18 protein-coding genes are annotated in these 18,721 nt (G+C 66.2%); 13 read left to right on the top strand and 5 right to left on the bottom strand.

Features of this window, described 5'->3' with window-relative positions:
* Positions 1-35 precede the first annotated feature (35 nt).
* A complete protein-coding gene (locus IB257_RS31015) occupies positions 36-659 on the top strand; it encodes a TetR/AcrR family transcriptional regulator (RefSeq protein WP_054458714.1) in 624 nt (207 codons plus the stop codon).
* On the top strand, positions 656-1,855 hold the full coding sequence (locus tag IB257_RS31010) for a DUF418 domain-containing protein (protein WP_192493321.1): 1,200 nt from the start codon (positions 656-658) through the stop codon (positions 1,853-1,855). Before IB257_RS31015 ends, IB257_RS31010 begins: the two co-directional genes overlap by 4 nt.
* Here IB257_RS31010 and IB257_RS31005 read toward each other — a convergent pair whose 3' ends face one another.
* The 4 genes from IB257_RS31005 to IB257_RS30990 all read right to left on the bottom strand — a co-directional run bounded on the left by IB257_RS31005 (position 1,856) and on the right by IB257_RS30990 (position 8,102).
* Positions 1,856-4,474: a TRAP transporter fused permease subunit gene (locus tag IB257_RS31005; RefSeq protein WP_175182326.1), complete on the bottom strand. Its 2,619-nt coding sequence runs from the start codon at positions 4,472-4,474 to the stop codon at positions 1,856-1,858.
* Positions 4,475-4,622: 148 nt separating this feature from the next.
* Complete coding sequence (locus tag IB257_RS31000; RefSeq protein ID WP_054458708.1) at positions 4,623-5,627, bottom strand: TAXI family TRAP transporter solute-binding subunit; 1,005 nt, start codon at positions 5,625-5,627, stop codon at positions 4,623-4,625.
* A 156-nt stretch (positions 5,628-5,783) separates the two neighbouring features.
* Positions 5,784-7,124, bottom strand: coding sequence for an aspartate aminotransferase family protein (locus tag IB257_RS30995; protein ID WP_175163896.1), 1,341 nt, complete (start codon positions 7,122-7,124; stop codon positions 5,784-5,786).
* Positions 7,125-7,172: 48 nt separating this feature from the next.
* Positions 7,173-8,102, bottom strand: a complete 930-nt coding sequence (locus IB257_RS30990) for a MurR/RpiR family transcriptional regulator (RefSeq protein WP_054458705.1) — start codon at positions 8,100-8,102, stop codon at positions 7,173-7,175.
* A gap of 259 nt (positions 8,103-8,361) precedes the next feature.
* On the opposite strand from IB257_RS30990, the gene IB257_RS30985 reads away from it, so the two are divergent.
* From IB257_RS30985 to IB257_RS30960, 6 genes are all read left to right on the top strand, one after another.
* Positions 8,362-8,910, top strand: coding sequence for a MarR family winged helix-turn-helix transcriptional regulator (locus IB257_RS30985; RefSeq protein ID WP_054458703.1), 549 nt, complete (start codon positions 8,362-8,364; stop codon positions 8,908-8,910).
* Entirely contained in the window at positions 8,907-9,467 is a 561-nt protein-coding gene (gene ectA, locus IB257_RS30980) for a diaminobutyrate acetyltransferase (protein WP_054458701.1), read from the top strand. The genes IB257_RS30985 and ectA overlap by 4 nt, the downstream gene beginning before the upstream one ends.
* Before the next feature lie 123 nt (positions 9,468-9,590).
* Entirely contained in the window at positions 9,591-10,898 is a 1,308-nt protein-coding gene (gene ectB / locus IB257_RS30975; RefSeq protein WP_054458699.1) for a diaminobutyrate--2-oxoglutarate transaminase, read from the top strand.
* Positions 10,895-11,299, top strand: a complete 405-nt coding sequence (locus IB257_RS30970; protein ID WP_006387829.1) for an ectoine synthase — start codon at positions 10,895-10,897, stop codon at positions 11,297-11,299. The genes ectB and IB257_RS30970 overlap by 4 nt, the downstream gene beginning before the upstream one ends.
* Positions 11,300-11,316: 17 nt before the next feature.
* On the top strand, positions 11,317-12,243 hold the full coding sequence (gene thpD / locus IB257_RS30965) for an ectoine hydroxylase (RefSeq protein WP_054458697.1): 927 nt from the start codon (positions 11,317-11,319) through the stop codon (positions 12,241-12,243).
* A 96-nt stretch (positions 12,244-12,339) separates the two neighbouring features.
* Positions 12,340-13,212: an MOSC domain-containing protein gene (locus tag IB257_RS30960; protein ID WP_175163894.1), complete on the top strand. Its 873-nt coding sequence runs from the start codon at positions 12,340-12,342 to the stop codon at positions 13,210-13,212.
* Positions 13,213-13,236: 24 nt separating this feature from the next.
* Here the strand turns inward: IB257_RS30960 and sugE are convergent, their stop codons facing one another.
* Entirely contained in the window at positions 13,237-13,554 is a 318-nt protein-coding gene (gene sugE, locus IB257_RS30955; RefSeq protein WP_013392803.1) for a quaternary ammonium compound efflux SMR transporter SugE, read from the bottom strand.
* Between the two features lie 208 nt (positions 13,555-13,762).
* On the opposite strand from sugE, the gene panD reads away from it, so the two are divergent.
* The 5 genes from panD to IB257_RS30930 form a co-directional block, all read left to right on the top strand.
* Positions 13,763-14,131 carry an aspartate 1-decarboxylase gene (panD, locus tag IB257_RS30950; RefSeq protein WP_013392804.1) on the top strand — a complete coding sequence of 123 codons (369 nt, stop codon included), beginning with the start codon at positions 13,763-13,765 and terminating at the stop codon, positions 14,129-14,131.
* 63 nt (positions 14,132-14,194) lie between these two features.
* Positions 14,195-15,247 carry a CDP-6-deoxy-delta-3,4-glucoseen reductase gene (locus IB257_RS30945; protein ID WP_054458694.1) on the top strand — a complete coding sequence of 351 codons (1,053 nt, stop codon included), beginning with the start codon at positions 14,195-14,197 and terminating at the stop codon, positions 15,245-15,247.
* Between the two features lie 180 nt (positions 15,248-15,427).
* The gene (locus IB257_RS30940; protein ID WP_054458692.1) at positions 15,428-16,684 is read left to right on the top strand and encodes a D-amino acid dehydrogenase; all 1,257 of its coding nucleotides are present in this window, start codon (positions 15,428-15,430) and stop codon (positions 16,682-16,684) included.
* Between the two features lie 4 nt (positions 16,685-16,688).
* Entirely contained in the window at positions 16,689-18,029 is a 1,341-nt protein-coding gene (locus tag IB257_RS30935; RefSeq protein WP_054458690.1) for an extracellular solute-binding protein, read from the top strand.
* Positions 18,030-18,219: 190 nt separating this feature from the next.
* On the top strand, positions 18,220-18,721 hold a 502-nt coding region (locus IB257_RS30930; RefSeq protein WP_192493320.1), incomplete at its 3' end, for a TrbG/VirB9 family P-type conjugative transfer protein.

The following is an 18,721-nucleotide window of genomic DNA, read 5'->3' as shown; positions in this document are numbered from 1 at the left end:
TATTTAATAGATAGATCATTCAGTCTATTAATAGCATGCGCAAGATCGACCCCATCAAGCAGCAGGAACGGCGCACCCAGATATTGGCCGCCGCAGCGGATTGCTTTGCCGAGCACGGCTTCCATTCGACCTCGACGGCGCAGATCTGCGCCCGCGCCGGCATGAGCCCCGGCAACCTGTTCCACTACTACGGCAGCAAGGCGGAAATCATCGAAGCGATGATTGCGTCGGATACCGAGTCCGCGCGCGAACGCATGCGGCAAGCGTGCGCCGCGCCCGACGCGAGGCGGGCGTTGACGGATTGGGTCGCCGCGCAGTTGGCGCAGCATCAAGACCCGGCCTACGTCAGGCTGGGCATGGAGATCCTGGCCGAAGCCGTGCGCAACCCGCGCGTGCACGCGCTGGTGCTGGAGAACGAGGCGGCGCGCAAGGCCGGGTTGATGGCCTTGCTGGAAACGGTGTGGGCACAACGCACGCCGCCGCAGGCGGCAGCCGAGATGGCCGATACGCTGTTGTTGCTGCTGGACGGCGTCTACAGCCGGTCGGTGGTCGACCCCGCCTTTGGCGCGGCGGCCGGCAGCCGTCTCCTGGAACAGGCCTTGTCGCGGTGCCTGCCTGGCGACGCGCAACAAGGCGCAGCCGCAGGGGGGCAGGCATGAACGCGGCGGCAACCCATGCGCGGCTGGAGCAGGTCGATGCGCTGCGCGGCTTCGCGCTCTTCGGCATCCTGGTGGTCAACATCGGCGTGTTCTCGTCGCCGTTCTATGGCGCCGGCGTGGCCGACCCGGCGTACTCGCAGCCCTTGGACCTGGCCGTGCGCTGGCTGATCGCGTGGCTGTTCGAGACCAAGTTCTACCTGCTGTTCTCTTTCCTGTTCGGGTACAGCTTCACCTTGCAGATGACCGCTGCCGAACGCAGCCAGGCGGCTTTTGCGCCGCGCTTCCTGCGCCGCTTGGCGGGCCTGGCTTTGCTGGGGCTGGCGCACGCGGTGCTGTTCTACCAGGGCGACATACTGCTGACCTACGCATTGCTGGGCCTGGCGCTGCTGCTGTGCCGGCGGATGGAGCCGCGGCGGGCGCTGCGCATTTCGCTGTGGCTCATCGTGCTGACGGCCTCGTTGTGGGCCATTCTGGGCGCATTGAGCTATCTGGACCCGGTGTCGCCCGGGTACGAGGCGCAGTACCACGCGGACGCCCTGGCGGCGATCGACGCCTACCGGGGCAGCATAGGCACGACCATCGCGCAGCACTGGAAAGAGCTGACCGGGGGCGTGTGGTTCACGGTGCTGTGTGTGCAAGGGCCGTTCGCGTTCGCAATGTTCCTGGCTGGCTACGCGTTGGGCCGCCGTAACGCGCTGGCCGATCCCTGGCGTCAGCCGCGTTTGCTGTGGTTGCTGTGCGCGCTGGGCCTGGCGCCTGGCCTGGCCGGTTCTGCGGCCTACGCCTTCAGCACGCTGCCGTCAGCGGGGGCCGCCTGGGAACTGCCGGGCCTGGCGGTGGACCTGCTGACCGCGCCGTTGCTCAGCATGTCGTACGCGGCGGCCTTGCTGCTGGCCATGCGCACGCAGCCGGGGGCGCGGCTGGCGGGCTGGCTCGCGCCCGCCGGGCGGATGGCATTGAGCAACTACCTGATGCAATCCGTGGTCTGCGCCTTTCTTTTCACCGCTTGGGGCCTGCGCCTGTTCAGCTCGGTCTCGCCGCTGGCGACGTTCTGCATTGCCGTCGCGATATTCGCGGCGCAGTTGCCGCTGTCCGCCTGGTGGCTGCGGCGCCACGCCTACGGCCCGGTCGAGTGGTTCCTGCGCGCGCTCACCATCGGCGCCTGGCCGGCCTGGCGGCGCGCGCGGGCTGACTGATCAGACCGGCTTGGCGCGCAGCCGGCCGACGGGGGCGCCGCCGTCGCGCCGGCCCTGGCGCGCCCACATGCCTGCCAGCAGCAGCAACGCCGGCACATATACCCAGAAGTCGGACCAGCGCTGCGGGTTGGGCGCCTTCACTTCCAGCACGTCCCAGCCTTGTTCCCAGCCGGCGCGCTGGGCGCGGCTGCCGAAACGCACGCCGCCGATCTGCGTCTGCTCGCCCAGGCTCATCAGTGTCAGTCCGGCCTCGGCCAGGCGCTTGCGGCCCGCGTCCTGCCCGCCCGGGTTGTCCGTCAATTCGGGCAGGGCAACGGCCACCGTCTTGGTCAGTTCGTCGCCTTCCAGGTTGATGCCACGCAGCACCACCGTCAGCCTTCCATTGTCGGGCAGCGCGCCCGCGATGGCCTGCATCTCGGAGGCCGGACGGCTTTCATGGCGCGGCGCGAAATGGTCCATGAACCAGTCCGGACGGAACAGCATGAACGTGACCAGCAGCAGCACGCCGACTTCGGCCAGCGTGCAGCGCACGCGGAACCAGCGCATGGTGGCGGCGGCGAAGGTCAGCGAGGCGATCGTGGCGCCCGTCACGACCAGCGCCAGTTCCCAACCGTAGGTGACGTCGATCAGCAGCAGCATGGGGTTGAACACGAACATGAATGGCAGGATGGCCGTGCGCGCCGCGTAGGTCACGCCCTGGATGCCGGTCTTGATCGGGTCCTCGCCCGAGATGGCGGCGGCCGCGAAGGTCGCCAGGCCGACGGGTGGGGTGATGTCGGCCATGATGCCGTAGTAGAAGACGAACATGTGCACCGCGATCAGCGGAATCACCAGGCCGCTCTGCGCGCCCAGCTCCACCACCACGGGCGCCATCAGCGTCGCCATCAGGATGTAGTTGGCCGTGGTCGGCATGCCCAGGCCCAGGATCAGGCACACCACCGCCGTGAAGATCAGCATCAGCAGCACGTTGCCCATGGACACCAGTTCGACGAAGGCCGTCATGCGCAGGCCCAGGCCGGTCAGGGTGATGGCGCCCACGATCAGCCCGGCGGTGCCGCAGGCGATGGCGATGCCTATCATGTTGCGGGCGCCGTCCTCCAGGCCGCCGATGGCGTCGCGCCAGCCGTGGCGCCAGGCCGCGGACACCGGCTGCTTGCGGAACCAGGCGATCAGCGGACGCTGCGTCACCATCTGGAACAGCATCGCCATCGCCGCCCAGAACGCCGACAGTCCGGCCGACAGCTCTTCCACGCTCAGGCACCAGACCAGGATGCCGATGGGAATCAGAAAGTAGAGCCCGGCGCGCACCGTGGGCCAGGGTTGCGGGCGCACGGGGTGGTTGATGTCGATGTCCTGCGGCAAGTCGGGGTGGCGCGCCGCCACGCGCAGCAGCCACAGATAGAGCACGGCCAGGATGGCCAGCAACACCCAGATGGCCGCGGCGCCTGCCACGGCCTGCACGCCCGTGCCTATCCAGTAGACCGCGCCCATCACCAGCAAGGTGCCGCTGATGCCCATGCCCCATCCGGCCAGCTTCTGCAGCGGCGTGCGCGCGGGGCCCGAGGCCATCATGGGCTGGATGCCCAGTTTCAGGGCTTCCAGGTGGACGATGTAGAACAGCGCGATGTAGGAGATCGCGGCCGGCAGGATCGCGTGGCGGATGATGTCGGTGTAAGGAATGCCGACATACTCGATCATCAAAAAGGCGGCTGCGCCCATCACGGGCGGCATGATCTGGCCGTTGACGGACGAGGCGGTCTCGATGGCCCCGGCGCGCACGCCGCCGTATCCGGCCTTCTTCATCAGCGGAATCGTGAAGATGCCGCCCGTCACCACATTGGCCACCGACGACGCCGACACCAGGCCGTTGACGGCGGAGGACACCACCGCCACCTTGGCCGGCCCGCCGCGCAGGTGCCCCAGCAGCGCGAACGACACCTGCATCATGTAGTTGCCCGCGCCGCACTTGTCCAGCATCGAGCCCAGCAGCACGAAGATGAAGATGTACGACACCGATACGCCCAGCGCCACGCCATAGACGCCTTCCGTTGTCAGCCACATGTGCGACATCAGGCGTTCCAGCGACGCGCCGCGGTGCGCCAGCACGTCGGGCAACCAGGGACCGGCCAGCGCGTAGGCCACGAACACCAAGCCCAGCACGGTCATGGGCAGGCCGAGCGCGCGGCGCGTCACCTCCAGCAGCAGCGCCAGGCCAATCGCGGCAGTGGCCACGTCCATGGTGGTCGGCTGGCCGGGACGGCCCGCCAGCTCGTTGTAGAAGACGTACAGATAGCTGCCGCAGAAGCCCGCCATCAGCGCCAGCGCCCAGTCGTACCAGGGCATGCGGTCGCGCGCCGAGCGCTTGCTGGCGGGGTAGGCCAGATAGCCCAGGAACATGGCGATGCCCAGGTGCAGGGCGCGCGCCTCGGTGTCGTTGAAGATGCCCCAATTCAGGGAGAACGGCAGCGGCGACGCGTACCAGAGCTGGAAGAGGGACCAGATCAGCGCGCCCGCCGCCAAGGTGGCGCCCGCCAGGCCGCGCACATTGCGGCCTCCGCGGTCGGCGTCGGCGACCAGCTGTTCCAGGTCCGGGGCCGGCGTATGCGGCTCTTTATTCATGAAATTCCCCTACGTGTCATGGCGCGCGCCGGCGGCGCGGCGCGCGTTGAGCCCCCGCGCTTGCTGTGCGCAGGGGACGGCAGCCTGCGTGGCGGGATTAGACCCGGCCACACATGCGTGCCGTTTCAGCGGCCCTTGGGCCTGGGCCTCAGAGCAGGCCCTTTTCCTTGAAGTACTTCTCGGCGCCCGGATGCAGCGGCGCCGACAGTCCGTTCTTCACCATGTCCGCCGCCTTCAGGTTGGCAAACGCGGGGTGCAGCTTCTTGAAGTCGTCGAAGTTGTCGAACACCGCCTTGACCACGGTGTAGACCGTCGCCTCGGGCACGTCGGCGGAAGTGACGAAGGTAGCGGTCACGCCGTAAGTCTTGGTTTCCGTCGGGTTGTTCGGATACAGCCCGGCCGGAATCGAGGCGTGGGCGTAGTACGGGTACTTCTCGACCAGCTTGTCCACGGCGGGACCGGTCAGCGACACGAGCTTGGCGCCGCAGCTGGTGGTGGGGTCCTGGATGTTGGCCGAGGGGTGGCCCACGCCATAGAAGAAGCCGTCGATCTTGCCGTCGCACAGCGCGGAACCGTGCTCGTCGGGACGCAGTTCGGACGCCAGCGAGAAGTCCTTCAGCGTCCAGCCCATGGTGCTCAGCAACTCCTCCATCGAGGCGCGCGTGCCCGAGCCGGGGTTGCCGACGTTGAAGCGCTTGCCCTTGAGGTCTTCGAAGCTCTTGATGTTCGCTTCCTTGCGCGTCACGACGGTGAAGGGCTCGGGGTGGATGGAGAACACCGAGCGCAGCTTGGTGTACGGTCCGGCCTGCTTGAACTGGCCTTCGCCCTTGTAGGCGTTGAAGCCGACGTCGGATTGCACCACGCCCAGGTCCAGCTCGCCGGCCTTGATGGTGTTGGCGTTGAAGACCGAGCCGCCGGTCGATTCGACCGAGCAACGGATGCCGTGGCTGGAACGATCCTTGTTGACCAGGCGGCAGATGGCGCCGCCGGCGGCATAGTAGACGCCGGTGACGCCGCCCGTGCCGATACTGACGAACTTCTGTTGGGCGGCAGCGGGTGCCGGCGCCGTGGACAGCAATGCCGTGGCAAGGCCCGCGGCTGCGAGCGTCCAGGCGTTGCGATGGCCCAAGGGGTGTTTGACGGACGTGGTCATGCAAACTCCTTTTGGGGTTTTTCCCCGTGATATTGCCGGTCTTGGCCGGCGGTTGGTGCGCCCCGCGAGCCGCGGAGCACCCTGTGCGTATCATCGCGAGCCCGCGCCAGGCGGGCGGCACGGCGCAATCGCTTGCGCCGCGCTTGCAGCAGGCGGCTAGGCGCGCGCCTGCGCGATGGCGGCGTCGATGGCGCCGCTCAGACGTTCGGTCAACTGGTCCAGTTCATCGTCGGAGATGATGAAGGGCGGGGCGAGCAGCACGTGGTCGCCGTGGCGGCCGTCGATGGTGCCGCCCATCGGGTAGACCATCAAACCGAGCGCCATGGCTTCGCGCTTGATGCGCGCGTGCAGCGACAGCGCGGGGTCGAAGGTCTGCTTGCTGGCGCGGTCCTGCACCAGCTCGATGCCCATGAAGAGGCCGCGGCCGCGGATGTCGCCGACGTGCGGATGCGCGCCCAGCGCGCTCTCCAGCCGCTGGCGCAAGCCTGCGCCCTGCGCTTGCACGCGCGCCAGCAGGCCATCGCGCCGGATCACCTCCTGCACGGCGAGCGACGCGGCGCAGGCGATCGCATGGCCCAGATAGGTGTGGCCATGCTGGAAGAAGCCGCTGCCTTGCTGCATGGCATCCACGATGCGCTGCTGCACCATCACCGCGCCGATCGGCTGATAGCCGCCGCCCAGGCCCTTGGCGATGGTGATCAGGTCAGGCGTGACGCCTTCCTGTTCCACTGCGTACAGCGTGCCGGTGCGGCCCATGCCGCACATGACCTCGTCGGCGATCAGCAGCACGCCGTGACGGTCGCAGACTTCGCGGACGCGGCGGAAATAACCCGGCACAGCCGTGACGGCGCCGGCGGTGGCGCCGACCACGGGTTCGGCCACGAAAGCCATCACCGTGCCCGGACCCAGGCGCTCGAAGGTCTGTTCCAGTTCCTGCGCCAGGCGCTCGCCGTATTGCTCGGGGCTTTCGCCCTCGCGCTGGTCGCGGTAGGCGTAGCAGGGCGACACGTGCTCGACCTCGATCAACAGCGGCGCGAACTGCGCGCGGCGCCAGGCATTGCCGCCCACCGCCAGCGCGCCCAGCGTGTTGCCGTGATAGCTCTGGCGCCGCGCGACGATGTGGCGGCGTTCCGGCTGGCCGATTTCCACGAAGTACTGCCGCGCCATTTTCAGCGCGGCTTCGACCGCTTCCGAGCCGCCCGAGACGAAGTAGGCATGGGAAATGCCCGGCGGCGCATCGGCCACCAGGCGCTCGGCCAATTGCTCCGCGACCTCGGTCGTGAAAAAGCTGGTGTGGGCATAGGCCAGCGCGTCGATCTGCGCATGCATGGCGGCCTGGATATCGGGGTGGTTGTGTCCCAGGCAGGAGACCGCCGCGCCGCCCGAACCGTCGAGGTAGGAGCGGCCGGCGCTGTCGTAGACCCACACGCCCTGGCCGCGGACCGCGACGGGAGGCGTCTGGCGCAATGAACGATGCATGACATGGGTGTGGCTCATGGGGCAATTCCGCAATGCAGGAGGTTGAAGGCGAATCCGGACGGGATGTCAGGCGGGGCGGCGCGGCGGCGCGCTCCAGTAAACGTTGTCGTTGAGCAGGCGCTGTTCCACTTCGGTCAGCCGGTTCAGCACCTCCTCGCCGCCGCGCGCGGTCAGGCGGGCGATCAGGTGCTCCGCCAGGCCCAGCAGGCCGGCGGTGGTGTGGAAGAACGACCCGGGCCCCTGGCGCGCCGGGCGGGCCCGCACGCCTTCGCGGTCAGGAGGCGCGAAGCGCAGGGTGTGGCGGGCGTCGACCGCCAGCGGCGACAAGGGGTCATCGGTCAGCGCGATCAGCGCCACGCCGCGCTGCGCGGCCTGGCGGGCCAGTTGCACGGTGGCGGTGGGATAGGGCGCCTGCGAGATCACGATCAGCGCGTCGCCGGGTCCCAGGTTGTCGGCTTGCTCGGCGGGCGCGCCGCCCAGGCCGTCTATGAGCACGCTGTTGCGCCGCACCAGCTGGTAGGCGTAGCGCATCTGGAAGGCAATGCCGAAGGCTGAGCGCGTGCCCAGGAAGCCGACCTGCCTGGCTTCCAGCAGGGTCTGCACCGCGGCGTCGAAGGCGGAGGGCGGGTTCAGCGCGCAGACGGAGCTCATGGCCCGAACCTGATAGTCGGTGAGCACGTCGTGCCCGGGCGCCGCGGGTTCGCCCGCCGCGGCCTGCAGCGCGGCAGCGCGCTCGCGCAGTCCCGGCGCGGCCTGCCCTGCCAGGGCCTGCTGGAAGGGCTGACGGAAATCCTCGTAGCTGGAAAAGCCGACGGCCCGCGCCAGCCGCAGCATGGTTGCCGGCGCCACGCCCAGGGTCTGGGCCTGGCGCCGCATGGACCACAGGCCGACCTCGGCGGGGTGCGCCACGACCCAATGCGCCGCCCGCTGCAGTTCCGGCGGCAGTTGTTCCAGTTTTTCCTGGAGGGTCAGGAGGAGGTCGGACGGCAAGGACATGTACGGCGGGAAGAGGCTGTAAAAAAACAGATGATAAATCTTGAATCAATAAAAAAACATATGTTTTTATAAGGGGTTCCACCTAGAGCGCCTGACGGTTCAGGCAAGCTCGCTCGCAGGTAAGTCCTTGAAATTCGCTGCCAATTCCCGCAAATCGGCGCTCATTTACTTACATCACGCAACGGGATTTTTGTTTGACGGGAATGAATCGTGCGCATATCATTTGTGTAGAAATGAATTTGACCGAACACGTTTTCCCATGACTGACACCGCGAAATCCGACCCTGCACAGCAATACGATTTGCGCATCTTGCGGGCCCTGCGCCGCATCACGCGTTCCATCGCCTTGCATTCGCGCCAGTTGTCCGCCGTCAGCCACATTACGGCGCCGCAACTGATGTGCCTGCGCACCGTGATCGCCAACGGTCCGATGACGGCCACCGCGATCAGCCGCGAAATGCACGTCAGTCCCAGCACCGTGGTCGGGATCCTGGATCGCCTGGAAGACAAGGGCTTGATCCGCCGCGAACGCGGCCGCGAAGACCGTCGCATCGTATTCGTCACGGCCACGGACGCGGGCCGCGAACTGGCGCAAGGCGCGCCGTCGCCGCTGCAAAAGCATCTGGCCGACGCGCTCAATGCCTTGCCCGAACTGGAACAGGCCACCATCACGCTGTCCCTGGAGCGCATCGTGGCGCTCATGGAGCAGGACGGCCAGGCCGCCGTCGACACGCATGGCGACGTGTCTTCGCCCATCCTTGAAGTGCCCACGGGCGGGGCACCCCCTGAATCGGGAATCGTTGCATGAAGAAAACCGAACTGGATACCCCAACCCTCTCAAGTGCCGTGGCGCCGGCGGTCAGCGCGCAGACCCATACCATGCGTCTGCCCGACCGCAAAGACGGCGCCGCCATCCACCGCCTCATTTCCGAGTGCCCGCCGCTCGACCTGAATTCCCTCTACGCGTACCTGCTCCTCGCTGAGCATTTCCGCGACACCTGCGTCCTGGCCGAAAGCGCCGGCGGACGCATCGACGGTTTTATCTCCGCATACGTGATCCCGGACCGGCCCGACACCTTGTTTGTCTGGCAGGTCGCGGTGCACACCCGCGCACGCGGCCATCGACTGGGCCGCGCCATGCTCCGCGAGCTCTTGCGCCGCAAGGGTCTCGAGCATGTCCGCTATCTCGAAACCACGGTGGGGCCTGACAACCAGGCATCGCGCCGCAGCTTTGCCGGCTTGGCCAGCGAACTCGGCGCCCACGTCTCCGAGCAGCCGTTCTTCGACCGGCAGCTTTTCGGCGGCGCGGACCATGACGACGAGATGTTGTTGAGGATAGGTCCGTTCGCCTTGCCAGCCCCCTAGGGGCGGCGCAAGCCCAGCGGTCTTATCGAATTACCGGGATGGTTGGCCGATCCGGATGCGCAAGCGCACCCGGAAGGGTTCTGGCCGTCCGTCCACTCATGAGATGAAAAGGGAGGATTAATCATGGACTTGAAGATCTTTGACCGGATGGAGTCGGAGGTACGGGGCTACATCCGGTCGTTCCCCGTGATATTCAGCCAGGCCAGGGGCTCGACCCTGATCGATGAGGACGGCACCGAATACATCGATTTCTTCAGCGGCGCCGGCACGCTGAACTATGGCCACAACAATCCTGTTCTCAAGGAAAAGCTGCTGGAGTACGTCCAGTCGGACGGCGTGGTGCATGGCCTGGACATGGCCACCAGCGCGAAGAAGCGTTTCCTGGAGACGGTGGACCGCGTGCTGCTCAAGCCGCGGAACTGGCAATACACCTTGCAGTTCACCGGTCCCACCGGCACCAACGCGGTTGAAGCTGCGCTGAAGATCGCGCGCCAGGTCAAGGGACGTCCCAACGTCATCTCTTTCACCCATGGTTTCCATGGCGTGAGCGGCGGCTCGTTGGCGGTGACGGCCAATATGAAGTTCCGCGACGCGTCCGGCTATGCGCTGGGCAACACCACCTTCATGCCCTACGACGGATACTTCGGTCCGGACGTGGACACCATGGCCTATCTTGAACGCATGCTGGAAGATCCCAGCAGCGGCATGGACAAGCCGGCGGCCGTCATCGTGGAAACGGTGCAGGGCGAAGGCGGCGTCAACGTGGCGACGCTGCGCTGGCTGAAGGAACTGGAAAAGCTGTGCAAGCGCCACGACATGCTGCTGATCGTGGACGACATCCAGGTTGGCTGCGGGCGCACCGGCACGTTCTTCAGTTTCGAGTCCGCGGGTATCCGCCCCGACATCATTACCCTGTCGAAATCGCTGTCGGGCTTCGGCCTGCCGATGTCGCTGGTGCTGATGAAGCCCGAGCTGGACATCTGGAAACCCGGCGCCCACAGCGGCACCTTCCGCGGCAACAACCTGGCCTTCGTCACGGCCGCGCAGGCGCTGGAAACCTATTGGGCCAACACCGCCTTCGCCACCGAAATCCAGCGCAAGGAGCGCCAGGTGCGCGACTGGCTGGAGAACCTGGTTCACAGCTATCCCAACGCCGGCCTGTCGGTGCGCGGCCGCGGCCTGATCCAGGGCCTGGTGTGCAACGCCACGCCCGCGCTGGCCAACCGCATCGCGCAGAACGCCTTCAAGAAAGGCGTCGTGATCGAGACCTCGGGCGCGCACGATGAAGTGCTCAAGCTGCTGCCCGCGCTGACCATCGAGGAAGAGCTGCTCGGCAAGGGCCTGGACGTGATCGAAGCCAGTGTCGCGGAAGCGCTCGCCGAAGAAGGGCAGTCCGCCCGCATCCTGAAATTTGGAGGAAAACGTCAATGATCGTACGCAATGTCAAAGATGTGATCGGCACCGCCGACGAAGTCCGCACCGACACCTGGGTCAGCCGCCGCGTGCTGCTCAAGAAGGACGGCATGGGCTTCTCCTTTCATGAGACCACCATCTTTCCGGGCGGCCGCACCCACATCCACTACAAGAACCATCTTGAAGCGGTGTGGTGCATCGAAGGCGACGGTTCCATCGAGACCATCGCCGACGGCAAGAAGTACGAACTGGGGCCCGGCGTGGTCTACGCCCTGAACGAACACGACGAGCACTGGCTGTGCGGCGGCAAGGAGCCGCTGCGCGTCATCTGCGTCTTCAACCCGCCGCTGACCGGCCAGGAAGTGCATGACAAAGAAGGCGTCTACGCCTTGCCTGAAGCCGAAGCCCAAGCGGCCTGAAACACAAGGAGGTTCGCATGATCTCACCTGCACAGGATCCGTACGCCTCCCGTACGGATCGAAGTTCCGCCATCATCGCCCGCCAGGACCCGGTGGTCTATGAAAATGGCCAGTACGCCAGCGCATTGAACGCCGGCCAGGTCGAGCAATACGAGCGCGACGGCTTCATCCTGCTGGAGAACCTGTTTTCCGAAGATGAAATCCGCGCGCTGTCCACCGAGGTCGAGCGCATGACGCGCGATCCCTCTATCGTCCGCCGCGAAGAGTCCATCACCGAGCCCGGCAGCAATGCGGTGCGCTCGATCTTCATGGTGCACGTGCTCAATCCCATCCTGTCGCGCCTGGTGCGCGATCCGCGCCTGGTCAATGTGGCGCGGCAGATCCTGGGGTCCGAGGTGTACATCCACCAGTCGCGCGCCAACATGAAGCCCGGTTTCAAGGGCAAGGAGTTCTACTGGCACTCCGACTTCGAAACCTGGCACGTCGAGGACGGCATGCCGGCGATGCGCGCGCTGAGCTGCTCGGTGCTGCTGACCGACAACAACGAGTGCAACGGCCCCTTGATGCTGGTGCCCGGATCGCATCGCCAGTTCATCTCGTGCGTGGGCGAGACGCCGAATGAACACTACAAGCAGTCGCTGAAGAAGCAGGAATACGGCGTGCCGGATCCGGTCAGCCTGCAGCTGCTGGTGGAGCAGGGCGGTATCCGCTCCATGACGGCCAAGGCCGGCTCGGTGGTGTTCTTCGACTGCAACACGATGCACGGATCCAACAGCAACATCTCGCCGTGGCCGCGCGCCAACGTGTTCATGGTCTACAACAGCATGGAAAACACGCTGAACCCGCCCAAGTACGGCCTGACTCCGCGTCCCGAGCACATCGCGACGCGCAAGGGATTCAAGGCGGTCACCCCGCTGGATACCTTGAAGCTGGTGGGGGGCTGAGCCTCCTGTGAAAATGCCCAGGCGCTGCCTGGGCATTTTTTCTTCCGGGCGTCTGCTATTCTCTGCGCACTTCGCCCCATCGAGACTCCGCACGCCATGTCCGCCCGCATCCTCAGCCTGCACATCTACCCGGTCAAATCCTGCGCGGGCATTGCCCTGGACGAATCGCCCATCGACCGCGCTGGGCTGGCCCACGACCGCCGCTGGATGCTGATCGGCGCCGATGGCCAGTTCATGACGCAGCGCCAATGGCCTGCGATGGCCCTGATCCGCACGGCGCTCACGGCCGACACGCTGCGCCTGTCAGCGCCGGGCATGTCCGATCTGGACGTTGCCCTGGACGGATCGGGACTGGAACAAGAGGCGCAGTCCGTGGCCGTGTGGAGCGATACCACGTCCGGCCGGCGCGAAAGCGCGGCGGCCGGGCAGTGGTTTTCCGACTTCCTGAAGACGCCGTGCCGTCTGTACAAGGTGGACGCGGCCGCGCAACGCAACGCCAAGCCGGACTGGGTGTCGCGCTGGGTGGACGCGCATCCAGACCTGGCCGAACCGTTCGCGGGCCAGCACTGCTTTGGCTTTGCTGACGGCTTCCCGCTGCTGGTGGCCAACCAGGCCTCGCTGGACGACCTGAACGCCCGCCTGCAGGCCAAGGGCGTGGCGCCGGTGCCGATGGACCGCTTCCGACCCAATATCGTGGTCCAGGGCGAATGGGAAGCCTTCGAGGAAGACCACACCGCCCTGATCGAAGCCGCGGGCGTGAAGATGGCTTTCGTCAAGCCTTGCACCCGTTGCTCGATTCCCGATATCGACCAGAACACCGCCCAGCAGTATGAAGAGCCTGGCCGCACACTGGCCGGCTACCGCAATCTGGAAATCGGCGTGGTGTTCGGCCAGAACGCCATCCTGGACGCGCCCGAGGGCGCGCGTCTGAAGGTCGGCGACGAGGTCGGGATCGAACTGGATTTCTGAATCCGGGGCCTCGCCGCCGGGGCCTTAGGCCGAGGACAGCTTCAGGCCCACCAGGCCGAGCACGATGAGGGCGACGCTGGCGATGCGCATCCAGCTGGTGGATTCGCCGAACAGCACGATGCCGGCCACGAAGGCGCCGATCGTGCCGATGCCTACCCACACCGCATAGGCCGTGCCCAGGGGCAGGGATTTCATGGCGACCGCCAGCAGCCAGACGCTGATGGCCATGCCTCCCGCGGTGATGGCCGAAGGCCAGAAACGGGTGAATCCGTGGGTGTATTTCAGGCCTACGGCCCAGACGATTTCAAACAGGCCTGCGAGTACCAGGATGATCCAGGTCATTACGACTCCTACCTTGTGCTGCCGGCGTGCCGCCGGCGCGAGGGGCCGTCCCCAGAATCAAACGCGCCAGCCTTGTCGCCGCGCGCGGCAGCGGGCCGTCCCGCTGCGGCAAAAATTATAGAATACCGGGTTCATACGGCAAAACCGGGTGCCGGGCATCACTCTTGCAACACTTCGCGTTCCGGGCCGCGAAACCAGGATATTTATCATGCAACGCATCATGCTGCGGGCAAAACTGCACCGCGTCACGGTCACCGAAGCCGACCTCCACTACGAGGGGTCTTGCGGCATCGACGAAGACTTGCTGGACGCTGCCGGCATGCGCGAGTTCGAACGCATCGAGCTCTATAACGTCACCAACGGTGAACGTTTCGACACCTACATCATCAAGGCGGCCCGCGGCAGCGGCGCCATCTCCTTGAACGGCGCCGCCGCGCGCCGCGCCCAGGTCGGCGACCTGATGATCATCTGCACCTACGGCCCGATGTCCGAGGCCGACTCGGCCACGCACAAGCCGCTGGTGGTGCTGGTGGACGACGCCAACCGCGTCAAGGAAATCCGCAAGTTCCCGGCCTGAGGCCGGGCCGGGCGGAGCGCCTCGCGAACGAGGCGCTCCGCTAACACCCTGAACCGTTTCATCATGAGCTTCCAGGTCATCATCCAACCCAGCCAGCATCAATTCCCGGTCGAACCCGGCCAGACCGTGCTCGATGGCGCGCTGGCCGCTGGCATCGTCCTGCCGTACAGCTGTCGCAACGGCGCCTGCTCCACCTGCAAGGGCCGCGTGGTGTCCGGGGAGTTCGACGCGGGGCAGTATCCCGCGCAGATTCTTTCGCCCGAGGAACTGGCCGGCGGCTACACGTTGTTCTGCCAGGCCCGGCCTGAATCCGACATGGTGGTCGAATCCACCGAAGTCCGCCTGGCCAGCGATATCCAGATCCGCAAGCTGCCTTCGCGCGTGCAGGCGCTGGAACGCGTGGCCCCGGACGTCACCGTGATCAAGCTGCAGTTGCCCGCCTCCGAGCAGTTCCGCTACTACGCCGGCCAGTACATCGAAGTCATCCTGAAGGACGGCCGCCGGCGCAGCTATTCGATGGCCGGCGCGCCCCACACCGGCAGCCCGCTTGAACTGCACATCCGGCATATGCCCGGCGGCGTGTTCACCGACCACGTGTTCGGCGCCGGCGACACGCAGATGAAAGAGCGTGAGATCCTGCGCCTGGAAGGGCCGTTCGGTTCCTTCTTCCTGCGTGAAGACAGCGACAAGCCAGTCGTGCTCCTGGCCAGCGGCACGGGCTTTGCCCCGGTCAAGGCCATTGTCGAGCACATGATCCACAACAACATCAAGCGGCCCGTGGCGCTGTATTGGGGCGGACGCCGTCCGCGCGACCTCTACATGGACGCGCTGGCCCAATCGTGGACCGGCATGCTGCCCGATTTCCGCTACGTGCCGGTAGTCTCCAATGCCGTACAGGAAGACGGCTGGACCGGGCGCACCGGCTTTGTCCACGAAGCCGTCATGCAGGACATCGCCGACCTCTCGGGCCATCAGGTCTATGCCTGCGGCACGCCCCTGATGGTGGACGCCGCAAGGCGCGAATTCAGCGCCCAGAACGGCTTGCCGCCCGAAGAGTTCTACGCCGACGCCTTCACGTCCGAAGCGGACCTGGCCAAGGCTGCAACCCAGTCTTGAGTAACAGGGCATGAGCGAATCGGGGTGGAACGAGCGGGCCTGGAAAGGTTTGTGACTTCCGCCCCTTTTTATTCCATAGGCGCGGGCAAAGCGCCGGGGTAAACTGCCGGGCAGCAGCTTGCCATGGGGCGCGGACATCGGGTCGGCGGACCGAGCTGGCACGCAAGGAGCAATGCGGGCATGAAAGTAGCGGTATTGGGTGGCGGCATCATCGGAATCTCCAGCGCCTGGTGGCTGAACCAGGCCGGCCATGACGTCGTCGTCATAGATCGCTGCACCGGTCCCGCCCAGGAAACCAGTCTGGCCAATGGCGCGCAGATCTCGGTCTCCTACGCCGAACCCTGGGCCAATCCGCAAGCCCCGCTCAAGCTGCTCAAATGGATGTTCCAGGACGACGCCCCGCTGCTGTTCCGTCCGCAACTGGACTGGCGGCAATGGATGTGGGGGCTGGCGTTCCTGCGCGAGTGCCTGCCCAGCCGCCTGGCTCCCAATATCCGCGCCATGGTCCGCATGGCGGAATACAGCCGCGCGACCCTGCGCAGCATGCGCGCTGAACTGGGCATCCAATACGATCACCTGGAACGCGGCATCCTCAATTTCTACCGCGATCCGCACGAATTCGAAAACTCGCAGCGCGCCGCGGGCCTGATGCGCGACTTCGGCGTGGAACGCCGTGTGGTATCGACCGACGAGGTCATCGCCATCGAGCCCGCGCTGGCGCCGCACCGCCAGACCATCGTCGGCGGCGATTACACGCCCGAGGACGAGAGCGGCGACGTGCACCTGTTCACCGTGGCCCTGGCCGAGCGTTGCGCCCGGGCCGGCGTCGAATTCCGCTACAGCACGCGCGCCACGCGCCTGCTGACCACCGGCGGCACGGTGCAAAGCGTCGAGATCATCGAACCCGATGGCCGTTACGGCGCCTTGTCGGCCGACGCCTACGTCGTGGCGATGGGCAGTTTCAGCCCCTACCTGCTGCGGCCGCTGGGCGTGCCCTGCAACGTCTATCCGGCCAAGGGCTATTCCGCGACTTTTCCGGTGATCAAGCCGGACGCCACGCCCACGGTCAGCCTGACGGACAGCAGCCACAAGGTGGTTTTCTCGCGCCTGGGCGACCGCCTGCGCATGGCCGGAACCGCCGAGCTGTCGGGCTATTCCCGCAGCCTGAACACCGGACGTTGCGAAGCCATGACCCGCTTGGCGCGCGAACTTTTTCCCGACGCGCTCGATTTCGAGCGCGTCAGTTATTGGTCGGGCTTGCGCCCGTCCACTCCCTCGAACGTGCCCATCATCGGCCGCAGCCGTATCCCCAACCTGTACGTCAACACAGGACACGGTACGCTCGGCTGGACGATGGGCGTTGGCTCGGGCCGGGCATTGGCCGATCTGCTCAGCGGAAGGCGGCCGGAACCGGAATTTCCTTTTCTTGGTCTGTGAACCTATGAAGAATCTGCAATTGGCGGGCGTTGCCCGCGCGATGTTCGCCAGCCGGCGCGCATGGTTGTTCGGCGCCGCCATGGCGATGGCGGGTGCGGCGAATGCCGCCGCGGTCGAGATCCAGGTCTGGCACACGCTGACCGACGCAAACAAGGCCGAGTTCGAAAAGCTCGCCAAGCAATACAACAAGGAGCAGGACGAGGTCCGCGTGACGCTGCGCGGCTTCGCCTCGCCCAGCGCGCTGGAACAGGAAGCCGTCACGGCGGTCAAGGCCAAGAAGGGCCCGAACCTGCTGCAGTTGACCGATAACCATTCGCCTGAAGTCGTCGCCCAGCACAAGGCCGTGCTGCCGCTGTACGAACTGCTGGCCAAGTACCCGATCAAGGACCTGAACTGGTTCGTGCCGGCCACCAGCAGCTTCACGCGCGACAGCAAGGGCCGCCTGCTGGCCTTCCCCTGGATGGCCGAAGTGCCGGTGATGTTCTACAACACCGCCGCCTACAAGAAGGCCGGCCTGGATCCCAACAAGCCCGCGCGCACGTGGACCGCTCTGCAAGGCGAGCTGCTGAAGCTGCGCGACGTGGCGGATATCGACTGCCCCTACGCCTCCAGCGACCAGGTCACGGTCCACCTGGAGAACCTGGCGCCGATCAACAACCAGCAGTTCACCAGCAACAACAACGGGCTGGACGCGGTCACCAAGAAGTCGGCCGCGCCGGCCATGCAGTTCGACACGCTGTACATGCGCCACATCTCGCTGATGGTCAGCTGGAAGCGTTCGCTGCTGTTCATGGCGCATTCGGGCGACAACGCCAGCGACAAGCTGTTCGCCAAGGGTGAATGCGCCGTGCTGACCGCCAACACCGGCGCGTTCGGCCAGTTCCTCAACACCAAGTCGCTGTCCTTCGGCGTGGCGCCGCTGCCTTACTACGAGCAGGCCACCAAGGACGGTGGCAAGCCCTTCGTGAGCGGTTCGGCGCTGTGGGCGCTGGAAGGCCATCCCCAAGCCGAGGAAAAGGCCACCGCCCAGTTCCTGGCCTGGCTGTCCAAGCCCGTCATCGCCGCGGAATGGCACCAGCGCACCGGCTACCTGCCCTTGACCGAGGCCGCTTTCCGCGCCTCGGACGTGTCGTTCTATAACCGCATTCCGGGCGTCCAGGCGCTGATTGCCTCCATGCGCACCAACCCCACGGCAAACAGCCGCGGTTTCCGCATGGCCAACTACACGCGCATCGAGCCCGTGCTGAACCAGCAACTGAACGATGCCTTCGAAGGCAAGGTGCCGCCGGTGGCGGCGCTGAACAACGCCGCCACCCAGGCACGCAGCATCGCGGCGCAACGCTGATCCAGGCAGGCGGCGCAGACGCCGCCGAATCCTGATGCAAACCCGGTCCCTGGACCGGGTTTTTTTTCGTCCGTCCGCCGCGCGACCAAACCATCCATGCGTACATGCCAGTCTGGTGACGCTGGGGCCGCTCGTCCACCATGCCTCTCATGCGTATCGATTCCGGTGCGCCTTTTGCTCGCGGTGAGGCATGGTTCGTTTCTTCTTTCTGGCGGCAGGGCTGTCCTGCCTGGGGGCCTGCACAGGGGCCGGCAAGAGTCCGGCCGCAACGTCATGGGAAGCCTCGCGGCAGGCGGCCCAAGGCTTCCGCTTCGATTGGCAATTGTCCGGCGATCCCTCGGTTGCGCCCATGCAGGTGTTCGACGACGGCAAGGAAACCTGGCTGCAATTCGCGCCGGGCCAGCCGCTCCCGGCGATTTTCGGCGTAGGCAGCGACGGCGAGCGCGCCTTGCCCTACTTGCGGCGCGACCCCTATGTCGTGCTGGCGGGTGGGTGGAGCGGGCTGCTGTTTCGCGGCGGGCGTCTGAGCGCCCGCGCGCAGCGACTGCAACCGGTCGCCGACGCCCGGGCGGGGAGCAGGCCGCAGGATGAGCCTGCGCCGCTGGCGCCAGCTGTCGTGGCTGAGCGCATCGGTCCGGCGCGGCCCACCGAACCGGCGCTGCCCGCCATCGGCGCGCTGCAAGCCGCCGGGC

Source organism: Achromobacter sp. ACM03 (assembly GCF_014851665.1).
GTDB classification, from domain to species: domain Bacteria; phylum Pseudomonadota; class Gammaproteobacteria; order Burkholderiales; family Burkholderiaceae_B; genus Achromobacter; species Achromobacter aegrifaciens.
This window is presented reverse-complemented; position numbering and strand designations above follow the sequence as displayed.